Consider the following 20,023-nt stretch of genomic DNA (forward strand, 5'->3'; position numbering starts at 1 on the left):
TCCGATGAGCACAACCCCGGAACGCATCGCCCTGCACACCCGGCTCAAGCCCGGCCGCGAGGCCGACTACGACCGGATCCATGCGCGGATTCCCACCGAGCTCGCGGACGCCATGCGCGGGATCGGCGTCCACAGCTGGCGGATCTGGCGCAGCGGACGCGAACTTTTCCACGTCGTGGAGGTCGAGGACTACGCCACCATGCGCAAGTTCCTGGCCGAGCACCCTGCGAACGTCCCCTGGCAGGCGGAAATGGCCGAGCTCCTCGAGGTCGAGGACGACTATTCGGGCGAGGACCGCGGCATCCCGATGGTGTGGGAGCTTGCACGGCAATGACGCAACTGCCCCTCGGCCGGCTGGGCTACGGCGCCGCCGCTCTCGGGAACCTGTATTCGAGCATGGATGACGACGACGCCCGCCGCACCCTGGAGGCCGCCTGGCTTGGCGGGATCCGCTATTTCGATACGGCGCCGCACTATGGACTCGGGCTCTCGGAACGGCGGCTCGGCGACTTCCTCCGCACCTGCCCCCGGGAGGACTACGTCATCTCCACCAAAGCCGGCCGCCTGCTGGAGCCCAATCCGGCCTTCCGGCCCGGCGAACCGGACACCGAGGGCTTCGCCGTCCCGGCCCGGAGCACCCGGCGGTGGGACTTCACCGAGCGCGGCATCCGGCAAAGCCTGGAGGACTCCCTGGACCGCATGGGCATCTCCCGGGTGGACATCCTCTACCTGCACGACCCTGATGCCTACGACATGGACGCCGCTCTCAGTGAGGCCCTGCCGGCCCTGCAGCGGTTGAAGGCCGAGGGCCTCGTCCGGGCCATCGGGGTGGGATCCAACTCCGCGGAGGCCCTGCACACGCTCGTCGACCGCGCCGAACTGGACCTGGTCATGCTCGCCGGCCGCTTCACCTTGCTCGAGCAGCCCGCCCTGACCGGGCTGCTGCCCCGATGCGTCGAACGCGGCGTCGGCGTCGTCGCCGCCGGAGTGTTCAACTCGGGCATCCTGGCCACGGCTGAAGTCCCGGCGGATGCCCATTACAACTACGGACCGGCGCCGCAAGAGCTGCTGGCCCGGGCACGGCGGCTTGCCGCCGTCTGCGCCTCGTTCGGGGTGGACCTGCCCGACGCCGCCATCCAGTACCCACTGCGGCACCCGGCCGTGTGCAATGTGGTCATCGGGGCGCGGGGCGCGGAGCAGATCAGTGCCAACATCGCCGGCATGGACCGGGCGCTCCCCCGGGACCTTTGGGACGCGCTCGAAGCGGAGGGGCTGATTCCCCGGTGAGCGGGCTGCCCACGGTGGACTCGCACCTGCACCTGTGGTGCCTGGGCCGCAGCCGGTATGGCTGGCTGGATTCGGTGCCGGAGCTGAAGCGGACCTTCACCGCCGCGCAGGCCCGTACTGAGCTCGATGCGGCCGGCGTGGCGGAGGCGATCCTCGTCCAGGCGGACGACACGCTGGAGGACACCGGGTTCCTGCTGGAAACGGCGGATGCCGAGCCGTGGATCCGCGGGGTGGTCGGCTGGATCCAGCTGGACTCGCCCGCCCGCGCCGGGGCCCAGCTGGACCAGTGGCTGGAATCGGACAAGTTCTGCGGGGTCCGGCACCTGGTCCACGACGACCCGCGGGACGGCTTCCTCGCTCTAGCCCCGGTCCGCGAATCGCTCTCCCTGCTCGCCGCGGCCGGCCTGCCCTTCGACGTCCCCGACGCATTCCCGCGCCATCTGGGGGCCGCGGCCGACCTGGCCGGGGCACTGCCGGAGCTCACCGTCGTCGTGGACCACCTGGGCAAACCGCCGCTCACCGACCCGGACGCGATGGCGCGATGGCGCCGCGAACTGACCGCGTGTGCGGGCCGCCCCAACACGGTGGCGAAGCTCTCCGGACTTCATATTCCCGGTGCAGAATATAACGCTTCCGCCTTGGCGCCGGTGTTCCACGAGTCCCTCGAGCTGTTCGGTGCGGAACGGCTCATGTACGGCGGCGACTGGCCCGTGTCGGTCCTCTCCGGCGGCTATCAGCAGACCTGGCAGGTGCTGAAGGAACTGATCGAAACGCTCAGCCCCGCCGAACAGGACAACGTCCTCGCCGCCACGGCGCGGCGGGTATATCGCCGCGGCACGGTAGCCTGATCTTTCCCGCCCGGGGCCTGTGGCGCCCGGTCTAAGATGTTCTTCAGGCGTGCCGACGCCGGATGCACAGAATGGCGCTTCCCATGACAAACCCCCCAGCCGCAGCCCCCGCGCACACCGCGGTGCCGAGCGACGCCTCCCCGGCCAAGATGGTCAAGGACGCATCGCTGCCGATGTACAAACAGCTGTGCGACCAGCTGATCCTGGAAATCACAACCCGCAAGCTGGCACCGGGATACCGTCTCCCTGGCGAGCACGGGATGTGCGAACTGTACGGGGTTTCCCGCACCGTGGTCCGGCAGGCGCTCGGGCAGCTCGAACACGACGGCGTGATCGAACGGGTCAAGGGCAAGGGCACCTTCGTGGCCCCCCGCAAGGTCTCCGAAAGCCTGGTCCATACCCTGCGCGGCCTTTACGCGGACGTGGAATCCCGAGGCGGCAGCGTCTACAGCGATGTCCGCCGCCAGGAGCTGGTCCCGGCCGACGACACGGTGGCCGAGGCGCTCCGGATCCCAGCGGGCGAACCCGTCGTCGCCCTTGAGCGGCTCCGCTACGTTGAGGATTCCCCCTGGTCCCTCACCACCACCTACCTTCCCGGCGACATGGCCGAGATCGTGCTTGGGGCCGACCTCCGCAACCAGTCGCTGTACGCCTTGCTGGCCAGCAAGGGCATCCGGGCGCACCACGGCATTCGCTCGGTCGAGGCCACGGTGGCAAACAAGACGCAGGCCGAGGCGCTGGGCATAGTGAAGGGCGCCCCGCTGATGCAGCTGCGGAGCATCGTCTACGACGCGGCGGACCGGCCGCTGGAATTCTTCGTGGCCCACCACCGCGGAGACCAGAGCCGTTTTGAGGTGGTCATTGACGCCGCCTCGGCGGGCTCCGGCACGGCTGGCTTCCACCGGGTCACCACCGGCTGAACGCCCGGGCCGGGCAGGCCCGCGCCTCCTGACGATTCCCAAGGACCCACTGGGCATGTAACCTGTAATTACAGGTTGCCGCTTCGGCAACGGACCATTTGCTGATCCTCAGGAGACTTCTGCCCGTGAGCGAATTCATCACTCCCCCCGTTCCGCCCATGACCATCCGCTTCGACGCGCAGGCCGGCACTCTGTCGCCGCAAGGCCCGACGCTGGAACGCCGCATGTCGGACCTTGAAGGCCTGTTCGCGGACAAGGACGCTTGGAACGAGGCCGTCGCCAACGGCAACCCCGTGGTCTACTCGGTGGTTTCCACGCCGGTGCCGGAAGCGGACCGGGAACTCCCGCAGTCCATCACCACGATCCAGCCCGGCACCACCGCCGGGGAGTTCTGGATGACCAAGGGACACCAGCACCCGAACCACCAGGGCGAAATCTACCTGGGCATCTCCGGGCAGGGCGGGCTGCTGATGTTCGACGGCGAGAACACTTCCTGGGTTGACATGGCCCCCGGCGTGATCGGCTACATTCCGCCGGGCTGGGCGCACCGCAGTATCAACGTGGGCTCCGAGCCCTACAAGTTCCTCGCGGTCTACCCGGGCTGCGCGGGCCACGACTACGGCTGGGTCCTTGAACACGGCATGGGCCAGCGCGTCTACTCCGCGGACTCCGGCCACGAGTTCGCACCCTTCTTCGCAGCACAGGCCTAAGACGGAAGGACCGGTCCCATGATCATCGCTCACGATCTCGGCACGACGGGCAACAAGGCATCCCTGCACGAGGCTGACGGAACCCTCCTGCGGGCCGTCACCATTGGCTACGAGCCGCACTTCGCTGCCGGCGGCCGCGCCGAGCAGGACCCCGACGTCTGGTGGAACGCGGTGGTCCAGGCCACGCAAAAACTGCTGGCCGAGACCGGCGTCGATCCGTCATCGGTGCAGGGCCTGGTGGTCGGCGGGCAGATGATGGGGGCCGTACTCCTCGACGGCAACTACGCGCCGGTCCGGCCCGCCCTGATCTGGGCCGACCACCGGAGCGTCGCCCAGTCCGACGAACTGGCCGGGGCCTTCGACGAGCAGGAGGCCTACGCCATGCTCGGCCACCGGATCAACCCCACCTATTCGCTGAGCAAGGTCATGTGGGTCCGGGACAACGAGCCCGAGGTCTTCAGCCGGGTCCGCCACGTCTGCCTAGCCAAGGACTACGTGGTGCACCGTCTCACCGGGCGGCTCGCGACGGACCACTCCGACGCCTCCGCCACGAACGCCTACGACCAGACCACCGGAACCTGGTCCGAGCGGATGCTGACCGCCGCCCGGATCGATCCGGCGCTGTTTCCCGAAATCCTCAAGTCCACCGACGTCGTCGGTCCCCTCACCTCCGCCGCTGCGGCGGCCACGGGCCTGGGAACCTCGACGTCGGTGGTGATGGGCGGCGGTGACGGCCCGGTCGCGGCCGTAGGCGCCGGCGTCGTCTCCGAGGACGACCAGGCGTACGTCTACCTTGGCTCCTCCTCGTGGGTGCAGATCGTCACGGCCGCGCCGCTGATCGACCCGCTCCGCCGGACCATGACGTTCGACCATGTCATCGACGGGAAGTACGTCCCGACCGCGACCATGCAGGCCGGCGGCGCGTCCCTCCAGTGGGCCGTCGGACTGTTTTCCGACCGCGGCGAGAAGGACCGCTTTGATCGGCTCATTGCCGAAGCGGCCGGGGCAACTGCGAGCGAATCGGGACTGTACTTCCTGCCGCACCTGCTCGGCGAGCGCTCTCCCTATTGGAACCCCCAGGCCGCCGGCGCGTTCGTCGGCCTCGAGATGCACCACGGCCGTGCGAACATGATCCGCTCCGTCCTCGAGGGTGTGGCCTTCAACCTGGGAACGTGCGTCAACGCCTTCAACGACGCCGGGGCGGCCATCAGCCGGATCGACGCCATTGGCGGCGGTGCGGCCAGCGACACCTGGCTGCAGATCATGGCCGACGTCTGGGGCGTGACCGTCCGGCGCCGGAGCATCGTCGAAGAGGCCAACAGCCTCGGCGCCGCCGTGACCGCCAGCGTGGGACTCGGACTCGTGGACGACTTCAGCGTCGCCCGGGACCTGTCCCGGGTGACGGCCGAGTTCCAGCCCGACCGCGAAGCGCACGAGCGCTACACGGCCGCCCACGAGATATTCCTCGACGCCTACGGCCAGCTGGAACCGTGGTTCCCCACCCGCCGGGGGAAACACTGATGCCGGTCATCCTCGTCACCTCCCGCTCCTTCTCCTCCGGCGAACAAGACCTGGTCTCCCGCCTGGAAAGCCGCGGCCACACCGTTCGGCGTGGCCCCTCGGACCACTCGCTGGACGCCATCGGCGCCGATCTGGCGGTGGCGGACGGGTGGATCGCCGGAACCGGCGAGGTCACCGCGGCCCACCTGGACGCGGCGCCGCGGCTGAAAGTCCTGGCCCGCTACGGGGTGGGGTTCGAAGCCGTGGACGTCCGGGCCGCAGCCGAGCGGGGCGTGGTGGTCACGAACACCCCCGGCGCCAATTCCAATGCTGTCGCCGAGCATGCCCTGGCTCTCATGCTGTCCGTCCTGCGCACCGTTCCGGAGGGCGACCGCCGGGTGCGGAACCGGGACTGGTCGGTCACCCGGGGCCGCGAGCTGGGCTCGCTGACCGTGGGCCTGGTGGGCTTCGGCCGGATCGGGCAAATCGTGGCCCGCTTGCTCTCCGGATTCGGTTCCCCCGTGTACGCCTCGGACCCGTTCATGGGACCCGAGCTGATCAGGAGCCTCGGCGCCGAGCCCCTGGACCTGGCGGAAATGGCGGCCACCTGCGACGTGATCTCCCTGCACGCCCCGGGTGGCCAGCAGCTCATCGACGCGGCCTGGCTGGCCGCCGCTGCGAAACCGCTCGTCGTGGTCAACACCGCCCGACCGGAACTCGTGGATGAGGAGGCGGTCGCCGAGGCCCTGCGCACCGGAGTGCTCGCCGCCTTCGCCGCGGACACCCTGCGCGGAGACACGAGCGGGCAGGACTCCCCCGTGCTCGATCCGCAGCTCGCGGCCCGGGTGGTCATCACTCCGCACTTCGGGGCGCAGACCGTCCAGGCCGTCGACGGCATGGGGTCCATCGCCGTGGACAACCTGCTGGCCGTCCTGGAAGGGCGGACGCCGCCCAACCCCGTCAGCCCGACTCCTACGAAAGTGAACTAATGGCCGACCTCCTCAAACTCAGGCAGACCGGGATCCTCGCCGTCGTGCGGGCTCCCAGCACCGAGAGCGCCATCCGCGGCGCCGCCGCCCTGTTGGAAGGGGGTGTGACCGGACTGGAAATCACCTATTCCACCCCGGATGCCCCCGCCGTCATCCGCGCCCTGCGCGCCGAATACGGCGACAAGATCTACCTGGGCGCCGGCACCGTCCTCACCCGGGCCCAGGCCGAGGACGCCGTCGACGCCGGCGCGGAGTTCCTCGTCAGCCCCGGCACCGTCGCCGGGACCGTGACGGCAATGAAGGCCACCGGATCCCTCGTCATGGCCGGTGCCCTGACGCCCACCGAGGTTCTTACCGCAGTCGGCCTGGGTGCCGACGTCGTCAAGATCTTCCCCGCCTCCCTTGGCGGCCCCTCCTACTTCCGGGCGCTCCGCGGCCCGTTGCCGGACGTTCCCCTGATGCCCACCGGAGGGGTCACCCCCGGCAACATCGGTGACTGGTTCGACGCCGGAGCCGTCGCCGTCGGGGCCGGCGGCGACCTCTGCTCCACCGCAGACCTCGCTGCCGGACGCTACGACCTGGTCCGCGAGAAGGCCCTCAACTTCAGCGCCGCCTTGGAAAGGACGCTTGCATGAACGGCTACATGGGATTTGTCGGTGTGACCACCTCGGGGTCCTCGATCATGAAGATCTTTCCGCAGTGGGCCCGGATCCTCCAGCTGCCCACCGACCGGCTCACCGGCCACGACCTCCCCCTGGGGGCCAGCCGGGAACAGTACCGGGAGCTCGTCACCCGGATTCGCGACGACAAGGACCACCGCGGCGCCCTGGTCACAACCCACAAGATGGACCTTTACCAGGCCGCCCACGACCTTTTCGACGAGGTTGACGAGTTCGGCCGGCTCTGCGGCGAAATCTCCAGCATCTCCAAGCGGGACGGCCGTCTCATCGGCCACGCCAAGGACCCCATCACCGCGGGCCTGGCGCTCGAGGAATTCCTGCCGCCGGGCCACTTCAAGGAAACCGGCGCGCACGTTATCTGCCTGGGCGCCGGCGGCGCCGGAACCGCCCTGAGCTGGTACCTGGCCGGCCACACGGACGCGCCCGAGAAGATTGTCTGCACCGACACCAGCCCGGTCCGGCTCCAGCACCTGGCCGACGTCCACGCCCGGGGCCAGCTCCCCGCTGCCCTCTTCGAGTACCGGCTGGTCGAGGGCCCCGGGGACACCGCGCGGGTGATGGCCGAAGCCCCGGCGGGCAGCCTCGTGGTCAATGCCAGCGGCCTCGGCAAGGACCGGCCGGGATCGCCCCTCCCGGACGGCGTCGATTTTCCCCGCGACGCGATCGTGTGGGAGTTCAACTACCGCGGCTCCCTCGAGTTCCTGGCCCAGGCCCGGGAACAGGCGGAACGGCGCCAGCTGACCGTCGTAGACGGCTGGCGCTATTTCATCCACGGCTGGAGCCAGGTCATCGCCGAGGTGTTCGACGTCGAACTCACCGACCAGCTGCTGGACCAGCTGGCCGAAGCCGCGGCCAGCGCAAGATGACCTTTGTCCGCACCGTCCTCGGCGACATCGAACCGGCGTCGCTCGGACCGACGAACTACCACGAGCACCTGTTCCAGTCCTCTCCTCTGTTGCCCGGGGACGAGCTGGACGACGAGGCGCTGTCCGGCCGGGAAGCAGCCCTGCTGCGCGGCGCCGGCATGACGGCGATGGTGGAGGCGACCCCGCTCGGCCTGGGGCGCAATCCCGCGGCGGCGGCACGCATCGCCGCCGCCGCGGGGCTGCACATCGTCGCCACCACGGGTGCCCACCGGGAGGCGCACTACCCCGAAGGGCACTGGTTGCGCGGGGAGCGGGAAGAGAAACTTGCCCGGCGGTTCACCGTTGAGCTCACGGCAGGCTGCGGGTCACCCGACGAATCCGCAGCGCCATCGGCGGCCGTCTCCGGCCCGGAGGCCGGCGCTGCCGTCTCCGGCCCGGCGCCGGTGCGCGCTGGGTTGTTGAAGGCCGGGATCGGCTACTGGTCCATCACGGCCTTCGAACGCCGCGTGCTGGCGGCCGTGGCGGTGGCCCACGCCGTCACCGGCGCCCCGGTCATGGTCCACCTGGAGTTCTGCACAGCAGCCCACGAACTGCTCGACCTCCTGGCCGCCGCCGGCGTCCCGGAGTCCCGCGTGGTCCTGGCCCACGCCGACCGCAACCCCGACGCCGGGCTGCACCTCGAGCTGGCCTCCCGCGGCGCCTACCTGGGCTACGACGGCATGGCCCGGCCCAAGGGCCGCACGGACGCGGAGATCATCACCCTCGCCGAGCAGGTCATCGCCGGCGGCGGTGGAGGCCGCCTGCTGCTCGGCGGCGACGTCGCCCGGCGCACCCGGTACGTCTCCTATGGCGGGATGCCCGGCCTGGCCTACCTCTCCGAGCGCTTCGTTCCGCGGCTCGCGGACCGCGTCGGCGCTGCCGCGGTGGACCGGATCCTGGTGGGCAATGCCGCCCGGGTGCTGCAGTGGCGCACCGGCCCCGAGCCCGACTAGGCAACGCCGGTCCGCCGACCGGCCGCAGCACACACAGAGAGAGGCCCCGGAGAAATCCGGGGCCTCTCTTGTGTGTGCTGCCAGGTGCAGCGGCCGCTGCTTAGTGGTGGAGCAGCTTACTGGTAGAGGACAGCTGCGATCTTGGCGTCGTCCATGTTGTTCTTGTCGTACCAGTAGAACGGGGTGTCAGTGACCTTCGCCATGGACTTGCCCTTGGAGGCGTCAATCGCGGCCTGCACCGTGGCGGCACCCATGCCGATCGGATCCTGCGTGATGGCGCCGGCCATCAGACCGCTGCGGATCGCGTCGAGCTGGGCTTTGCCGGAGTCGAAGCCGATGACGGTGAGCTTGCCCGGCTTGAGGCCGAGTTCGGTGACGGCGTTGACGATGCCGACGGCCGAGCCCTCGTTGGTGCCGTAGAGGCCCTTGAGGTTCGGGTGGGCCTGGATCATCGCCTTGGCGATGTCCGCGGACTTCAGGTGGTCACCGTCGCCGTACTGGACGTCGACAACCTTGATGTCCGGGTACTTGGCCTTCATCTCGTTCAGGAAGCCGTCGCGGCGTTCCACACCGGTGCTGTTGATCTGGCTGTGGCCGACGACGGCGATCTCGCCGCTCTTGCCGATCAGTTCAGCCATGTGGTCGGCCGCCATGGCGCCGGCATCCATGCTGTTGGTCTTGGCCAGGTTCACCGGGTAGTCGCTCTTGCAGCCGGCGTCGAACTGGACCACGGGGATGTTGGCTGCCTTGGCCTGCTCAATCGCCGGGACACAGGCTTCCGGGTCCAGGGCGGCGTAGGCGATCGCCGTCGGCTTCTTGTCGATGGCCGCCTGGAGCATCTGCAGCTGCGAATCGACTTCGGTTTCGGCAGCCGGGCCCTCGAAGGTGATCTTGACGTTGAGTTCCTTGGCCTTATCCTCGGCACCCTTCTTCACAGCCTGCCAGAACTGGTGCTGGAAGCCCTTGGAAATCATGGCCACGTACGGGGTACCGCCATCGCCCCCGCCGCTGGGGGTCGCGCTGCCGGAGCCGCCGCAGGCGGTCAAGGAAAGAGCTGCGGCGAGGACGCCCGCCGCGAGGGTCTTTTTGCCGAGTTTCATGTAAATCTCCATCCAGTGAGCGGGCCGGCAACATTGCGGGCCCTTGACCATTGTTGTTGGTTTCGAACGTTAAGTACAGGTAGATACAAGTTATTTTTGGAACTAATTTTTCCGTGGCCCGGTCGCCGGCCTGGTGGGCTGCGGCGGGCCCCGCCTAGGCCTCCCGGCGGCGGCGCAGCGAGTCGGTGAACACGGCGACGAGGATCACGATGCCCACCACGACGGTCTGCCACTCGGTCTGCACCGACATGATGCGCAGGCCGTTGATCAGCACGCTCATGATGAGGGCGCCGATAAGGGTGCCGAGGACCGAGCCCCGGCCGCCGAGGAGGGAGGTTCCGCCAATGATGACCGCGGCGATGGCCTGCAGTTCGTAGCCGGATCCCAGCTGCGGCTGCGCGGAGTCGAGGCGGGCGGCGATGACGACGCCGGCCACGCCGGTGAAGATGCCCGCGACCGTGTAGACGAGGATCTTCCACTTGCCGGTGTTGACGCCGGAAATTTTGGTGGCTTCCTCGTTGCTGCCGATCGCGAAGATGTAGCGGCCCAGCAGGGTCTTGCCGAGCACCAGGTACGCCGCGATGCCGGTCAGGACCAGGATCAGGACGGCGTTGGGCAGGCCCGGGATGAGCTGGCCCAGGGCGATGTCCTTGAAACCCTGCACCTTGCTGAAGTAGATCGGCCGTACGCCGGAGAGGACCAGGGCAAGGCCCTGGGCGATCAGCATCATGGCCAGGGTGGCGATGAACGGCGGAAGCTTCAGGATGGAAACGTTCAGGCCGTTGATCAGGCCCATCAAGGCGCCCGTTGCGATGCCGCCCAGCACGCCAATGTACAGCGGGAGCTGCAGGTTCACCAGCAAAAGGCCCGTGACCACCGAGCACAGCGTCATGCCCGTTCCGATCGAGAGGTCGATTCCGGAGGTGATGATCACGAGTGTGGTGCCGAACGCCAGGATGCCGATCACCGCGGTGGACAGCAGGATTCCGGAGATGTTCGTCCAGGTGAAGAAGTTGCCGCTGGCCAGGGAGAAGAAGGCAAGCAGGACGATCAGGGTTCCGAAGGCCAGCGACTGCTGCAGCCGCTGGCGCAGGAAGGATCCCCTGGGTGATTCGCGCTTGACCGCGCCCGCGGGCGCCTCCGTGCGCGGTTCAGACTTTACTTCGCTCATTTTTCCGCTCCCTGCTGCTCCACACGTGTGGCGTAGTCCATGATTGTTGCTTGATCAGCACCGTCGCTGTCGATTTCCCCGGTGATGCGGCCTCCGGCCATGACCATGATCCGGTGGGACAGCCGGAGGACCTCCGGCAGTTCCGAGGAGATCATGATGATCGACTTGCCCCGCGCCACCAGGTCGTTGAGCAAGCGGTAGATTTCTTCCTTCGCACCGATGTCAATGCCGCGCGTCGGCTCATCGAAGATGAGGATGTCGCAGTCGCGGGCCAGCCATTTGGCGATGACGACCTTCTGCTGGTTGCCACCCGAGAGGTTCTTCGTGGTCGCAAACATCGACGGCGTCTTGATCCGGAGCGAGTCGATGTACTTCTGGGAGGTGCCCTTGCCCGAGCCCGACTTCATGAACCCAACGGGATTCGTGTAGTTGCCCAGCGAGGACAGCAGGATGTTGGTGTTCACGTCACGGTCCAGCAGCAGGCCCAGGCTCTTGCGGTCCTCGGACAGGTAGCCGATCCCGTGCTTGACGGCGTCGGCGGGCTGGCCGATCTTGACTTCCTTGCCGTTGACGAAGATCCGCCCCTCGGTCATCCGGTCCGCGCCGATGATGGCCCGGGCCAGTTCCGTCCGGCCCGCACCCATCAGTCCGGAGAATCCCAGGATCTCGCCGCGCCGCAGCTCGAAGCTGACGTCCTTGAGCAGTTTCCGGGTGCTGAGGTTTTCCACCCGCAGGACAACGTCGTCCACGTTGTCCCGGCGGACGTTCTCCGGTCGGGCGTTCTCGTCGATCTCCCGGCCGACCATCAGCTTGATCACTTCGTGCTGGCTGGCCGTGGCGGTATCCATGGTCGCGATGTATTTCCCGTCGCGCAGGATGGTGATGCGGTCGGTAATCCGCCTCAGCTCCTCCATCCGGTGGGAAATGTAGATCACGCCTACGCCGCGGTCGCGGAGGTCCCCGATCAGGCGGAACAGGGTCTCGGTCTCCGAGGTGGTGAGGGCCGACGTCGGCTCGTCCATAATGACGACCTTCGCGTCGAAGGACAGCGCCTTGGCGATCTCGACCATCTGCTGCTTCGCGACGGTGAGGTTCTCGACCAGGTCGGTCGGGGCGAATTCCTTGATCCCAAGCCGGCTTAGCAGTTCGGCGGTCTGCCGGTTCAGCTTCTTCTCGTCCAACAGAAGGCCGCCGAGACGCCTCGGCTCGCGGCCGATGTAAATGTTCTGGGCCACCGTGAGGTGGGACATCAGGTTCATTTCCTGATGGACGATGATGATGCCGAGTTCCTGGGCATGGCGCGGGCCGTCGATCTGGACCGGGACGCCTTCGAGGTAGATGGTCCCGGCATCCTTTTGGTAGATGCCGGAGAGGATCTTCATCAGGCTGGACTTTCCTGCGCCGTTCTCGCCGACGAGGGCGATAACCTCGCCTTTATGGACGTCGAAGTGGACATCACTCAGAGCCTGGACGCCGGGAAAGCTTTTGCTGATCCCTTCGACCTTCAGTAGTGGTTCACCCACTGTCTCACCTACTTCTTCGGAGATAACGCTGGTGCCTTGCGGCCGGTACTCGGTGGATTTCGGACGACGGCCGGCAACACTGCCGGCCTCAACTTGTATCTCGATGTATCTATCCTTGGTCCATAACTAGAGTAAGGTCAAATATGACCTAAAACACACCCTTTGGTCGGATGTTTAGAAATCGTTATGGGAGAAACATATGATGATTGGCTGCCACAGCCTAGTCTGGAACGGCTCGCTGGACCCGATTTCTTTCGCGGAGTCAGCACGAATGACGGCCGAAGCCGGCTTCGACTTACTGGAAATCCCGCTTATGGACCCATGGTCCTTCGACCCGAAGCAGGCCTCCCGCTCCCTCAAGGAACAAGGGCTGGCCGCCACCGCCTCGCTAGGTCTGACCGCGCAGACCGACCTCAGCAGCGAGGATCCGGCCGTGGTCGCAAGGGGCGAAGAGACCCTGAACAAGTGCCTGGAAATCGTGCACGATCTTGAGGCGGACTACCTGTGCGGCGTGATCTACAGCGCCATGCAGAAGTATTCCAGGCCCGCTACTGAAGCAGGCCGGCGCAACAGCGCCGATGCCTTGCGGCGGCTCGCGGAGCGCGCAGCAGTTCTCGGCATCCGCCTCGGCCTGGAAGTGGTGAATCGCTACGAAAGCAACTTGCTCAACACCGGCAGGCATGCCCTGGGGTTCATCGAGGAGATCGGCCACCCCAACGTCTACCTGCATCTGGACACGTACCACATGAACATCGAGGAGCCGGACCTGCTGAGCCCCGTGCTGGCGGCGGGCAACAAGCTGGGCTACGTGCACATCGGCGAGAGCCACCGCGGCTACCTCGGCTCCGGCAACGTGGACTTCGGCGCCTTCTTCCGCGGCCTCGCCCTCACCGGCTACGACGGCCCCGTGGTCTTCGAATCCTTCTCCTCCGCCGTGGTGGACGAACACCTGAGCAACACCCTGGGCGTCTGGCGCAACCTGTGGGACGATTCGGCGGACCTGGGCGCCCACGCCAACGACTTTATCCGGGGCCAGCTGGAGTCGGTCGCCTCCATCGCAAAGCACTAAACATCTGATCTATAAGGACTGACATATGACAAACCAGAGCGGAAACGGCCGACAAGGCGTCATCATCGTCGGCAGCATCACTGCGGACGTCACGACTTTTTCCAAAAGACTGCCAAAAAGAGGGGAAACCATCCTCGGCGAGGAGTTCACCCTGCTGCTGGGAGGCAAGGGAGCCAACCAGGCCGTCGCGAGCGGCCTCGCCGGCGCACCCTCCTTCATGGTGGGGTGCGTGGGCAACGACCTCTTCCGGCCGTTGGTCACGGGAGGGCTGGAGGACCACGGCGTCGACACCAGCGAGCTGCGTGTGGTCGAAGCTCCCACCGGAATCGCCCACATCAGGGTGGACGACTCCGGCGAAAACGACATTGTGATGGTGCCGCTCGCCAATGACCATCTGGGGCCGGAACAGATCACCGCCGCGATCACGCGGCTGGCGGCCAGGGCATCGGTACTGCTGACCCAGCTCGAGATCCCCCGGGAAGCGGCCGCGCACGCGGTCCGGGCAGCCCGGGCGGCCGGGCTGACGGTCATTCTGGACCCGGCGCCGGCCGCCGCGCTGGACCAGCAGACCTGGGCAAGCGTGGACTATGTGACCCCGAACGAGACGGAGGCGAGCCTGATCACCGGGATTCCGGTCACGGACCAGGCCAGCGCCATCCGCGCCGGAGAGTGGTTTCTGGCCCAGGGAACCGGCGGCGCCATCATCACTCTCGCCTCCGCCGGCGCGGTCCTGGTCACTGCCGACCGGCAGGCCGTCTTCGAGTCCTTCCCTGTCACGGCGGTGGACACCACGGCCGCCGGGGACGCGTTCTCCGGCTACCTTGGCGCCTCGCTTGCTGCCGGCCTGCCCATTGACGACGCGATCCGGCGCGCCATGGCTGCCGGGGCACTGGCCGTGACCAAGAAGGGGGCGTCACCCAGCCTTCCCTCCGCGGCAGACGTCGAGCTGTTCCTTTCCGACAACGTCCCGAGCTACTAGGAGTACCCGCATGAGAAAGAACCAAGGAATCCTGAACGGGCAGCTGTCGCGCATTGTTTCCGAGACCGGCCACACGGACACCCTGGTGGTCACCGACGCGGGCCTGCCCATCCCGGCCGGGGTCGAGCGCGTGGATCTGGCCTACTTCCCCTCCGAACCGCCGTTCCTCAAGGTCCTCGATGCCGTGCTGGCAGAGTTGGTGATCGAGGGTGCGACTCTGGCCGAAGAGCTCCGCGAGGCGAGTCCGGCGATGCTGGCGCAGATCCTGGAACGCCTCGAAACGGCGGGCGTCGTGCCGGAGTTCGTGCCGCACACCGAGTTCAAGGCGCAGACGTCCGGAGCCCGCGCGGCCGTACGTTCGGGCGAGTTCACTCCGTACGCAAACGTGATCCTGCACGCCGGTGTTGCCTACGGCCCGGGCAAGGACTAGGCGGGGCCATGCACTTCTACTTGGACACGGCCACGCGGGCCGAGGCCGAACCGCTCTTGCGCGGCGGCCTGTTCGCGGGACTGACCACGAACCCCAGCATCCTCGCCGGCGCGGGTGTGCTCAACCGACAGATTCCTGAGCTGGTCGACTGGGCCTCCGCGGCCGGCGCCGGCACGGTATTCGTCCAGTCCTGGGGTTCCACCCGGGCCGAGCTGGAGGACCGCGGCGACTGGATCCACTCGCTGGGCGACAACCTCGTGGTGAAGGTTCCCGCCACCGCAGAGGGCGTCGCGGCGGCCAGGGCGCTGGCGGACCGGGGTGTGCGGGTGCTGGTCACGGCCGTCTATGCGCGGGAGCAGGCGCTGCCCGCCATGGCTGCCGGCGCGGAGTTCCTGGCCCCGTACCTGGGCCGGATGAACGACGCCGGCCGGGACGGGGCCGGAGAGATCGCCGCCATCCAGCAGTGCATCACCGCCGGGGCCTCGCCGCTGAAACTCCTGGTGGCAAGCCTGCGGGAGACGGCCCAGATCTCGGCGCTGGCACGGCTGGGGGTCTCCCATTTCACCTTCGGACCGGCCACGTGGCATAAGTTCTTCGCGGACCCGCTGACGGCCGCCGCGGTGGAGGTTTTCGAAGCCGAATCCGCGCGGATGGAGGTGGGCGGCTAGGACCCGGGCCGTTCCGGTTTGGCCGGCAGGGAGCGCCTGAGCCAGTGTTCAACGCCGCTGACGTGGACGATCGTCAGCGCCCGGGCCAGGTCGGCATCGTGGTTCGCCAGCGCGTCCGCGATCGCCCGGTGTTCTGCGAGAGTCCGGGCGACGGCGTCCTGCTCCGTGAGGGCCCGCCACACCCGGGCGCGCACGGTGCGGCTGTTGAGCCCGGACAGCAGGCTCGCCAGATAGGAGTTGCCCGAGGCCTCGGCGATCAGCGCATGGAAGTTCAGGTCGTGTTCGACGAGGTTTTCCGCCGACTCGACGTCGACGTCGTCGATCTCCTTGTGCAGCAGCGCGAGCTGCTCCGGCGAGATCGCCTGCGCCGCGAGCGAGGCCGCCGAGGCTTCCAGGATCCGCCGTACCTCGAGTAGTTCCAGGACCGAGGAATCACGGCTGAGATCCACCATGAACGCCACGGATTCCTTCAGCAGGGCCGGCTCGAGGCTCGTGACATAGGTCCCGTCACCGCGTCTGACATCCAGTACCCTGATGGTTTCGAGGGCCTTCACGGCTTCCCGCAGGGAACTGCGGGAGAGCCCCAGCTTTTCACTCAGGTCATTTTCCGGAGGGAGTTTGTCTCCGGGCGACAACTCGCCGGTGAGAATCATGTCCTTGATTCTGGCGATCGCATCATCCGTTAGGGCCATTCGCCCAGCATAGTTCACCACCGGAACGGCCCGATGCCGCCAACCCGGACCGGTCACAGAGACAAGGAGCCGCGTGGAACCCATCCGCAGCCAGGGGATTGAACTCGAGGCGGTCTTCTGGGATCTCGACGGCACGCTGGTGGACACCGAGCGCCACTGGACCGCGGTACAGACGGAACTGGTCGAGAGCTTCGGTGGAACCTGGACAGAGTCCCAGGCGCTGTCGATCATGGGCCGGTCCCAGGCGGACTCGATCAAGGTCCTGCAACGCGCGGGAGTCCGCCTGTCCTTCGAAGAGATCGCCCGGCGGGTCATGGAAGGCGTCCGGGACCGCATCAGCGAAAGCGTTCATTGGCGTCCGGGTGCCGCGGAGCTGCTGGCCGGCCTCCGGGCGCACGGCGTGCCATGCGTGCTCGTGACCATGTCCCATCGCCACATCGTTGGCGACATCCTGAACCATTTTCCGGCCAACAGCTTCGAACTCGCGGTGACCGGGGACATGGTTACCGAGGGCAAGCCGCATCCCGAGGCCTACCAGACCGCGTTCCGCCACCTCGAACGCACCCGGCCGCGGCTCTCCCGCCGGAGGGTCGTCGCCATCGAGGACTCGCTGCCCGGAACCCGCGCGGCCCGGGCAGCCGGACTGCCGACGGTCGGTGTCCCGCACCTCGCGCCGTTGCCGGCCGCCGACGGACTGACGATCTGGCCCACCCTGGCAGGCCGCGGCGTCCCCGACCTGCATGCGGTCATCGCCGCCGCGGACCACGGCCGCGCCGAAGGCCCCCAAGGGTCGTAGCGCCTGGGGCCGGGAGCGCCTAGGGTTCGGTTGCCGCCACCGGGGTGAGCCAGCTGAGCTCCGAGCCGTCTTCCTCGATCAGGGCGCCAAGTTCGGCGTTGAAGGCCTTGCTGTGGTCCGCGGCGATGTGCGCCCGGAATGCCTCTTCGTCGCGGTAGATCTCATAGACAAAGTAGGCATTCGGATTTTCACGCCGCGTGTGCGGATCGAAGACAATGTTCCCGCTCTCCCCGCGAACCCTGGCAGTCAACTCAGCCATCATCTCCGCGACCCGGTCCTCGGACCCGGCCTTGACCGTAAATTCAGCATACAAAGCAACAGGCACTGGCATTCCTCTCCCTCGGTGGATCCGACTCTAGCCGTCCGGGCGGTCGGAGCGAAGCGTTGACGCGGTCGCGCAGGCACTCCCCCGTAATGACTGCGCGCCGGACGGGCGCCGCGGCCGCTACCCGTTAGTTGACGGCGCGCACAACCGGGATCGACGCCGTCGCCGGCCCTGGGAACACGGTTGGCTCCGGGCTCACCACGGCGTGTAGCGGCACGGCCACCGGTTCACTGCCCACGGTGAACCGTTCTCCGCGCACGTCGACGTCCAGCGGCGCGCCCTCCCGGACGGTCAGCCGGAGCGCCGCGTGGTCCAACTCGACATGCAGAAGGCCGCCGCGGAGTTTCAGGTGGAAGGACAGGGAGTCCCATTCGGCCGGCAGCCGGGGATCGAAGTACGGCACCTGGCCCTGGTCCCGGAGGCCGGCGAAGCCGCTGACCAGCGAGCTCCAGACCCCGCCGGTGGAGGCGATGTGCACGCCGTCGATCGTGTTGCCGTGGGTATCGTCCAGGTCGATGTACAGCGCGTGGATGAAGTGGTCCAGCGCGGCCTTGCCGTAACCGACCTCGGCGGCCATGATGCCCTGCACACAGGCGGACAGGGTGGAGTCGCCGGTGGTGATGGGGTCATAGAAGTCGAAGGCGCGGCGCTTTTCCTCCGCGGTGAAGTCCTGCCACTGCAGGAACATCGCCAGCACCGTGTCCGCCTGCTTGAGCACCTGGTGCCGGTAGATCACCAGCGGGTGGAAATTCAGCAGCAGCGGGTATTTGGACCGCGGCGTGTCCCAGTCCCACGGCTCCAGGGTCATAAAGTCGTTGTCCTGCGAGTAGACCTGAAGGTCCTCGTCGTAGGGCAGCTGCATCCGGTTCGCGGCCTGCTCCCAGACCTCACGCTCGGCGTCGTCGATGCCCGGGTGGTCCAGCGCCGCGGCGGCGCGCAGGTTAAAGCGGGCCATGACGTTGGTGTAGAGGTTGTCATTGACGACGGCGGTGTACTCGTCCGGGCCGGTCACGCCATGGATGTGGAACAGCCCGTCCTTGCCGAAGAAGCCCAGTGAGGCCCACATCCGGGCGGTCTCGATGAGCAGATCGGAGCCGAGGGTCTCCTGGAACCCGGCGTCACCGCTGGCCCAGATGTAGCGGTTCGTGGCGAAGGCGACCGCGGCGGCGATGTGGAACTGCGCGGTGCCGGCGGCGTAGTAGGCGCTGGCTTCCAGGCCGTTGATGGTGCGCCACGGGAACAGGGCGCCGTCCACGCTGAGCTCCTTGGCGCGGACCCTGGCCTCAGGGAGCAGGTCGTGGCGGAACTCGAGGACCTGGCGGGCGTTGGCGGGGCTGGTGTAGGTCAGGTAGGGCAGCAGGTACACCTCCTGGTCCCAGAAGTAGTGCCCGTCGTAGCCGGAGCCGGACACGCCCTTGGCCGGAATGCCGGCCACGTCTGCACAGGCCGTGGCCTGGGCCAGCTGGAAAAGGTTCCAGCGGATGGCCTGCTGCAGCTCGGCCTGGCCGCCCACCACGATGTCGCTGGTGGTCCAGTAGTCGCGGTAATGCGCCACGCTCTGGGCAAAGATCTCGGCGACGGGCAACAGGGCCCGCTCGGCGGTGTCGGCGAGGTCTTCATCCGCGGCTGCGGCGCGTCCCACGGCGTAGGAGACGCTCTTCTCCAGCACGAACGGTGTATCCGCGCTGACGGCCAGGACGTAGCGGACGCTGCTGTCGTCCTGGTCCACCTGGGTGTCGAACGGCTGGACTCCGGCGGAGGTCCAGTGGTCCACGGCCATACCGAGCCGCTGCTTGGACTCGGCGGCCTCCCAGGAGAGCCGGAGCGAACCGTCGCCGCCGTCGAGCCTTACCGGGAGCAGCACGCGGCCGGCGTGCCGGCCGGCGCGGCGCGGGTCATGCGCCGAGTGGTCCTCTACCGGCTGGTCCTGCCGGTTCACCACGGCGGAGGTCACGTCCGCGGAGATGTCCCGGTCCGCCGCAACTTCCAGCGAGATGCCGAGGGCGCCGCGCGCCTGGTACCCCACCGCGCGGCGTTCCGTGGTGGTCACGGTGGCGCCGGAACGGCACTGCCAGGTAATCCGGCATTCGTAGATGCCGGTGGCGAAGTCCACGCTGCGCCGGTAGTCCAGCACCGTGGATTCCTCAAGCGTGAGCATCTCGCCGTCGATGACCACGACGAAGTTGTTGGCATCCGGAACGTAAAGGATGCGCTGGCCGGTGCGGGCGAAGCCATAGGCATTTTCCGCGTGCTTGATGTCCCAGATCTCGTGGAAGCCGTTGATGAAGCTGCCCGGAAGCTCGGCGTCGGCGGCCGCCCAGTGGGCGCCCCGGATGCCGAGGTGGCCGTTGCCGAGACTGAAAAGCGTCTCCAGCGTTCCGGCATTGCCCGGCAGGTGGACGGTTTCCACGAGCTGCCAGGGGTCATTGGGGAACCTGGCGCGGTCCGAGGTGATGAGAGCCATGGTTGGGGTCCTTT

21 protein-coding genes are annotated in these 20,023 nt (G+C 67.6%); 15 read left to right on the forward strand and 6 right to left on the reverse strand.

Annotated features, from left to right (window positions below):
• Positions 1–4: 4 nt before the first annotated feature.
• The 10 genes from AC1DBL_RS09760 to AC1DBL_RS09805 all read left to right on the forward strand — a co-directional run bounded on the left by AC1DBL_RS09760 (position 5) and on the right by AC1DBL_RS09805 (position 8,792).
• Complete coding sequence (locus AC1DBL_RS09760; RefSeq protein WP_476926011.1) at positions 5–334, forward strand: L-rhamnose mutarotase; 330 nt, start codon at positions 5–7, stop codon at positions 332–334.
• On the forward strand, positions 331–1,287 hold the full coding sequence (locus AC1DBL_RS09765) for an aldo/keto reductase (RefSeq protein WP_441418057.1): 957 nt from the start codon (positions 331–333) through the stop codon (positions 1,285–1,287). Before AC1DBL_RS09760 ends, AC1DBL_RS09765 begins: the two co-directional genes overlap by 4 nt.
• On the forward strand, positions 1,284–2,135 hold the full coding sequence (locus AC1DBL_RS09770; protein ID WP_441418058.1) for an amidohydrolase family protein: 852 nt from the start codon (positions 1,284–1,286) through the stop codon (positions 2,133–2,135). The genes AC1DBL_RS09765 and AC1DBL_RS09770 overlap by 4 nt, the downstream gene beginning before the upstream one ends.
• 83 nt (positions 2,136–2,218) lie before the next feature.
• Positions 2,219–3,055: a GntR family transcriptional regulator gene (locus tag AC1DBL_RS09775; protein ID WP_476926012.1), complete on the forward strand. Its 837-nt coding sequence runs from the start codon at positions 2,219–2,221 to the stop codon at positions 3,053–3,055.
• Positions 3,056–3,180: 125 nt separating this feature from the next.
• A complete protein-coding gene (locus tag AC1DBL_RS09780) occupies positions 3,181–3,765 on the forward strand; it encodes a glucose-6-phosphate isomerase family protein (protein WP_441418060.1) in 585 nt (194 codons plus the stop codon).
• 18 nt (positions 3,766–3,783) lie between these two features.
• Positions 3,784–5,286: a xylulokinase gene (gene xylB, locus AC1DBL_RS09785; protein ID WP_441418061.1), complete on the forward strand. Its 1,503-nt coding sequence runs from the start codon at positions 3,784–3,786 to the stop codon at positions 5,284–5,286.
• Positions 5,286–6,254 (forward strand): NAD(P)-dependent oxidoreductase, encoded by a 969-nt coding sequence (locus AC1DBL_RS09790; protein ID WP_441418062.1) that lies wholly within the window; start codon positions 5,286–5,288, stop codon positions 6,252–6,254. The genes xylB and AC1DBL_RS09790 overlap by 1 nt, the downstream gene beginning before the upstream one ends.
• On the forward strand, positions 6,254–6,889 hold the full coding sequence (locus AC1DBL_RS09795) for a bifunctional 4-hydroxy-2-oxoglutarate aldolase/2-dehydro-3-deoxy-phosphogluconate aldolase (RefSeq protein WP_441418063.1): 636 nt from the start codon (positions 6,254–6,256) through the stop codon (positions 6,887–6,889). Before AC1DBL_RS09790 ends, AC1DBL_RS09795 begins: the two co-directional genes overlap by 1 nt.
• Positions 6,886–7,800: a shikimate dehydrogenase family protein gene (locus tag AC1DBL_RS09800; RefSeq protein ID WP_441418064.1), complete on the forward strand. Its 915-nt coding sequence runs from the start codon at positions 6,886–6,888 to the stop codon at positions 7,798–7,800. Before AC1DBL_RS09795 ends, AC1DBL_RS09800 begins: the two co-directional genes overlap by 4 nt.
• Positions 7,797–8,792: a phosphotriesterase family protein gene (locus AC1DBL_RS09805; protein WP_441418065.1), complete on the forward strand. Its 996-nt coding sequence runs from the start codon at positions 7,797–7,799 to the stop codon at positions 8,790–8,792. Before AC1DBL_RS09800 ends, AC1DBL_RS09805 begins: the two co-directional genes overlap by 4 nt.
• 116 nt (positions 8,793–8,908) lie before the next feature.
• Here AC1DBL_RS09805 and AC1DBL_RS09810 read toward each other — a convergent pair whose 3' ends face one another.
• The 3 genes from AC1DBL_RS09810 to AC1DBL_RS09820 form a co-directional block, all read right to left on the reverse strand.
• Positions 8,909–9,892, reverse strand: coding sequence for an ABC transporter substrate-binding protein (locus AC1DBL_RS09810; protein ID WP_441418066.1), 984 nt, complete (start codon positions 9,890–9,892; stop codon positions 8,909–8,911).
• 154 nt (positions 9,893–10,046) lie between these two features.
• The gene (locus AC1DBL_RS09815; RefSeq protein WP_441418067.1) at positions 10,047–11,063 is read right to left on the reverse strand and encodes an ABC transporter permease; all 1,017 of its coding nucleotides are present in this window, start codon (positions 11,061–11,063) and stop codon (positions 10,047–10,049) included.
• Entirely contained in the window at positions 11,060–12,586 is a 1,527-nt protein-coding gene (locus tag AC1DBL_RS09820) for a sugar ABC transporter ATP-binding protein (protein ID WP_441418068.1), read from the reverse strand. Before AC1DBL_RS09820 ends, AC1DBL_RS09815 begins: the two co-directional genes overlap by 4 nt.
• Before the next feature lie 271 nt (positions 12,587–12,857).
• On the opposite strand from AC1DBL_RS09820, the gene AC1DBL_RS09825 reads away from it, so the two are divergent.
• Genes AC1DBL_RS09825 through AC1DBL_RS09840 form a run of 4 tightly spaced genes read left to right on the forward strand, consistent with a single transcriptional unit; the run spans position 12,858 to position 15,732 of the window.
• Positions 12,858–13,655 (forward strand): sugar phosphate isomerase/epimerase family protein, encoded by a 798-nt coding sequence (locus tag AC1DBL_RS09825; RefSeq protein WP_441418069.1) that lies wholly within the window; start codon positions 12,858–12,860, stop codon positions 13,653–13,655.
• 25 nt (positions 13,656–13,680) lie between these two features.
• Entirely contained in the window at positions 13,681–14,634 is a 954-nt protein-coding gene (locus tag AC1DBL_RS09830; RefSeq protein ID WP_441418070.1) for a ribokinase, read from the forward strand.
• A gap of 10 nt (positions 14,635–14,644) precedes the next feature.
• The gene (gene rbsD, locus AC1DBL_RS09835) at positions 14,645–15,064 is read left to right on the forward strand and encodes a D-ribose pyranase (RefSeq protein ID WP_441418071.1); all 420 of its coding nucleotides are present in this window, start codon (positions 14,645–14,647) and stop codon (positions 15,062–15,064) included.
• 8 nt (positions 15,065–15,072) lie between these two features.
• The gene (locus AC1DBL_RS09840) at positions 15,073–15,732 is read left to right on the forward strand and encodes a transaldolase family protein (RefSeq protein ID WP_476926013.1); all 660 of its coding nucleotides are present in this window, start codon (positions 15,073–15,075) and stop codon (positions 15,730–15,732) included.
• Here the strand turns inward: AC1DBL_RS09840 and AC1DBL_RS09845 are convergent.
• Positions 15,729–16,424: a FadR/GntR family transcriptional regulator gene (locus AC1DBL_RS09845; RefSeq protein WP_441418073.1), complete on the reverse strand. Its 696-nt coding sequence runs from the start codon at positions 16,422–16,424 to the stop codon at positions 15,729–15,731. The two genes, AC1DBL_RS09840 and AC1DBL_RS09845, sit on opposite strands and share 4 nt — an antisense overlap.
• Before the next feature lie 73 nt (positions 16,425–16,497).
• On the opposite strand from AC1DBL_RS09845, the gene AC1DBL_RS09850 reads away from it, so the two are divergent.
• A complete protein-coding gene (locus AC1DBL_RS09850; RefSeq protein ID WP_476926014.1) occupies positions 16,498–17,220 on the forward strand; it encodes an HAD family hydrolase in 723 nt (240 codons plus the stop codon).
• A 19-nt stretch (positions 17,221–17,239) separates the two neighbouring features.
• Here AC1DBL_RS09850 and AC1DBL_RS09855 read toward each other — a convergent pair whose 3' ends face one another.
• Both AC1DBL_RS09855 and AC1DBL_RS09860 read right to left on the reverse strand, forming a co-directional pair.
• Positions 17,240–17,545 (reverse strand): putative quinol monooxygenase, encoded by a 306-nt coding sequence (locus AC1DBL_RS09855; protein ID WP_441418075.1) that lies wholly within the window; start codon positions 17,543–17,545, stop codon positions 17,240–17,242.
• A 127-nt stretch (positions 17,546–17,672) separates the two neighbouring features.
• Complete coding sequence (locus AC1DBL_RS09860; RefSeq protein ID WP_441418076.1) at positions 17,673–20,009, reverse strand: glycoside hydrolase family 65 protein; 2,337 nt, start codon at positions 20,007–20,009, stop codon at positions 17,673–17,675.
• Positions 20,010–20,023: the final 14 nt, after the last annotated feature.

Source organism: Arthrobacter sp. 10T44, assembly GCF_056393885.1.

Coding starts and splice junctions, on each gene's coding strand:
- AC1DBL_RS09760 (WP_476926011.1), top strand. CDS start 5: ATGAGCACAACCCCGGAACGCATCGCCCTGCACACCCGGCTCAAGCCC.
- AC1DBL_RS09765 (WP_441418057.1), top strand. CDS start 331: ATGACGCAACTGCCCCTCGGCCGGCTGGGCTACGGCGCCGCCGCTCTC.
- AC1DBL_RS09775 (WP_476926012.1), top strand. CDS start 2,219: ATGACAAACCCCCCAGCCGCAGCCCCCGCGCACACCGCGGTGCCGAGC.
- xylB (WP_441418061.1), top strand. CDS start 3,784: ATGATCATCGCTCACGATCTCGGCACGACGGGCAACAAGGCATCCCTG.
- AC1DBL_RS09790 (WP_441418062.1), top strand. CDS start 5,286: ATGCCGGTCATCCTCGTCACCTCCCGCTCCTTCTCCTCCGGCGAACAA.
- AC1DBL_RS09795 (WP_441418063.1), top strand. CDS start 6,254: ATGGCCGACCTCCTCAAACTCAGGCAGACCGGGATCCTCGCCGTCGTG.
- AC1DBL_RS09800 (WP_441418064.1), top strand. CDS start 6,886: ATGAACGGCTACATGGGATTTGTCGGTGTGACCACCTCGGGGTCCTCG.
- AC1DBL_RS09805 (WP_441418065.1), top strand. CDS start 7,797: ATGACCTTTGTCCGCACCGTCCTCGGCGACATCGAACCGGCGTCGCTC.
- AC1DBL_RS09810 (WP_441418066.1), bottom strand. CDS start 9,892: ATGAAACTCGGCAAAAAGACCCTCGCGGCGGGCGTCCTCGCCGCAGCT.
- AC1DBL_RS09815 (WP_441418067.1), bottom strand. CDS start 11,063: ATGAGCGAAGTAAAGTCTGAACCGCGCACGGAGGCGCCCGCGGGCGCG.
- AC1DBL_RS09825 (WP_441418069.1), top strand. CDS start 12,858: ATGACGGCCGAAGCCGGCTTCGACTTACTGGAAATCCCGCTTATGGAC.
- AC1DBL_RS09830 (WP_441418070.1), top strand. CDS start 13,681: ATGACAAACCAGAGCGGAAACGGCCGACAAGGCGTCATCATCGTCGGC.
- rbsD (WP_441418071.1), top strand. CDS start 14,645: ATGAGAAAGAACCAAGGAATCCTGAACGGGCAGCTGTCGCGCATTGTT.
- AC1DBL_RS09840 (WP_476926013.1), top strand. CDS start 15,073: ATGCACTTCTACTTGGACACGGCCACGCGGGCCGAGGCCGAACCGCTC.
- AC1DBL_RS09845 (WP_441418073.1), bottom strand. CDS start 16,424: ATGGCCCTAACGGATGATGCGATCGCCAGAATCAAGGACATGATTCTC.
- AC1DBL_RS09860 (WP_441418076.1), bottom strand. CDS start 20,009: ATGGCTCTCATCACCTCGGACCGCGCCAGGTTCCCCAATGACCCCTGG.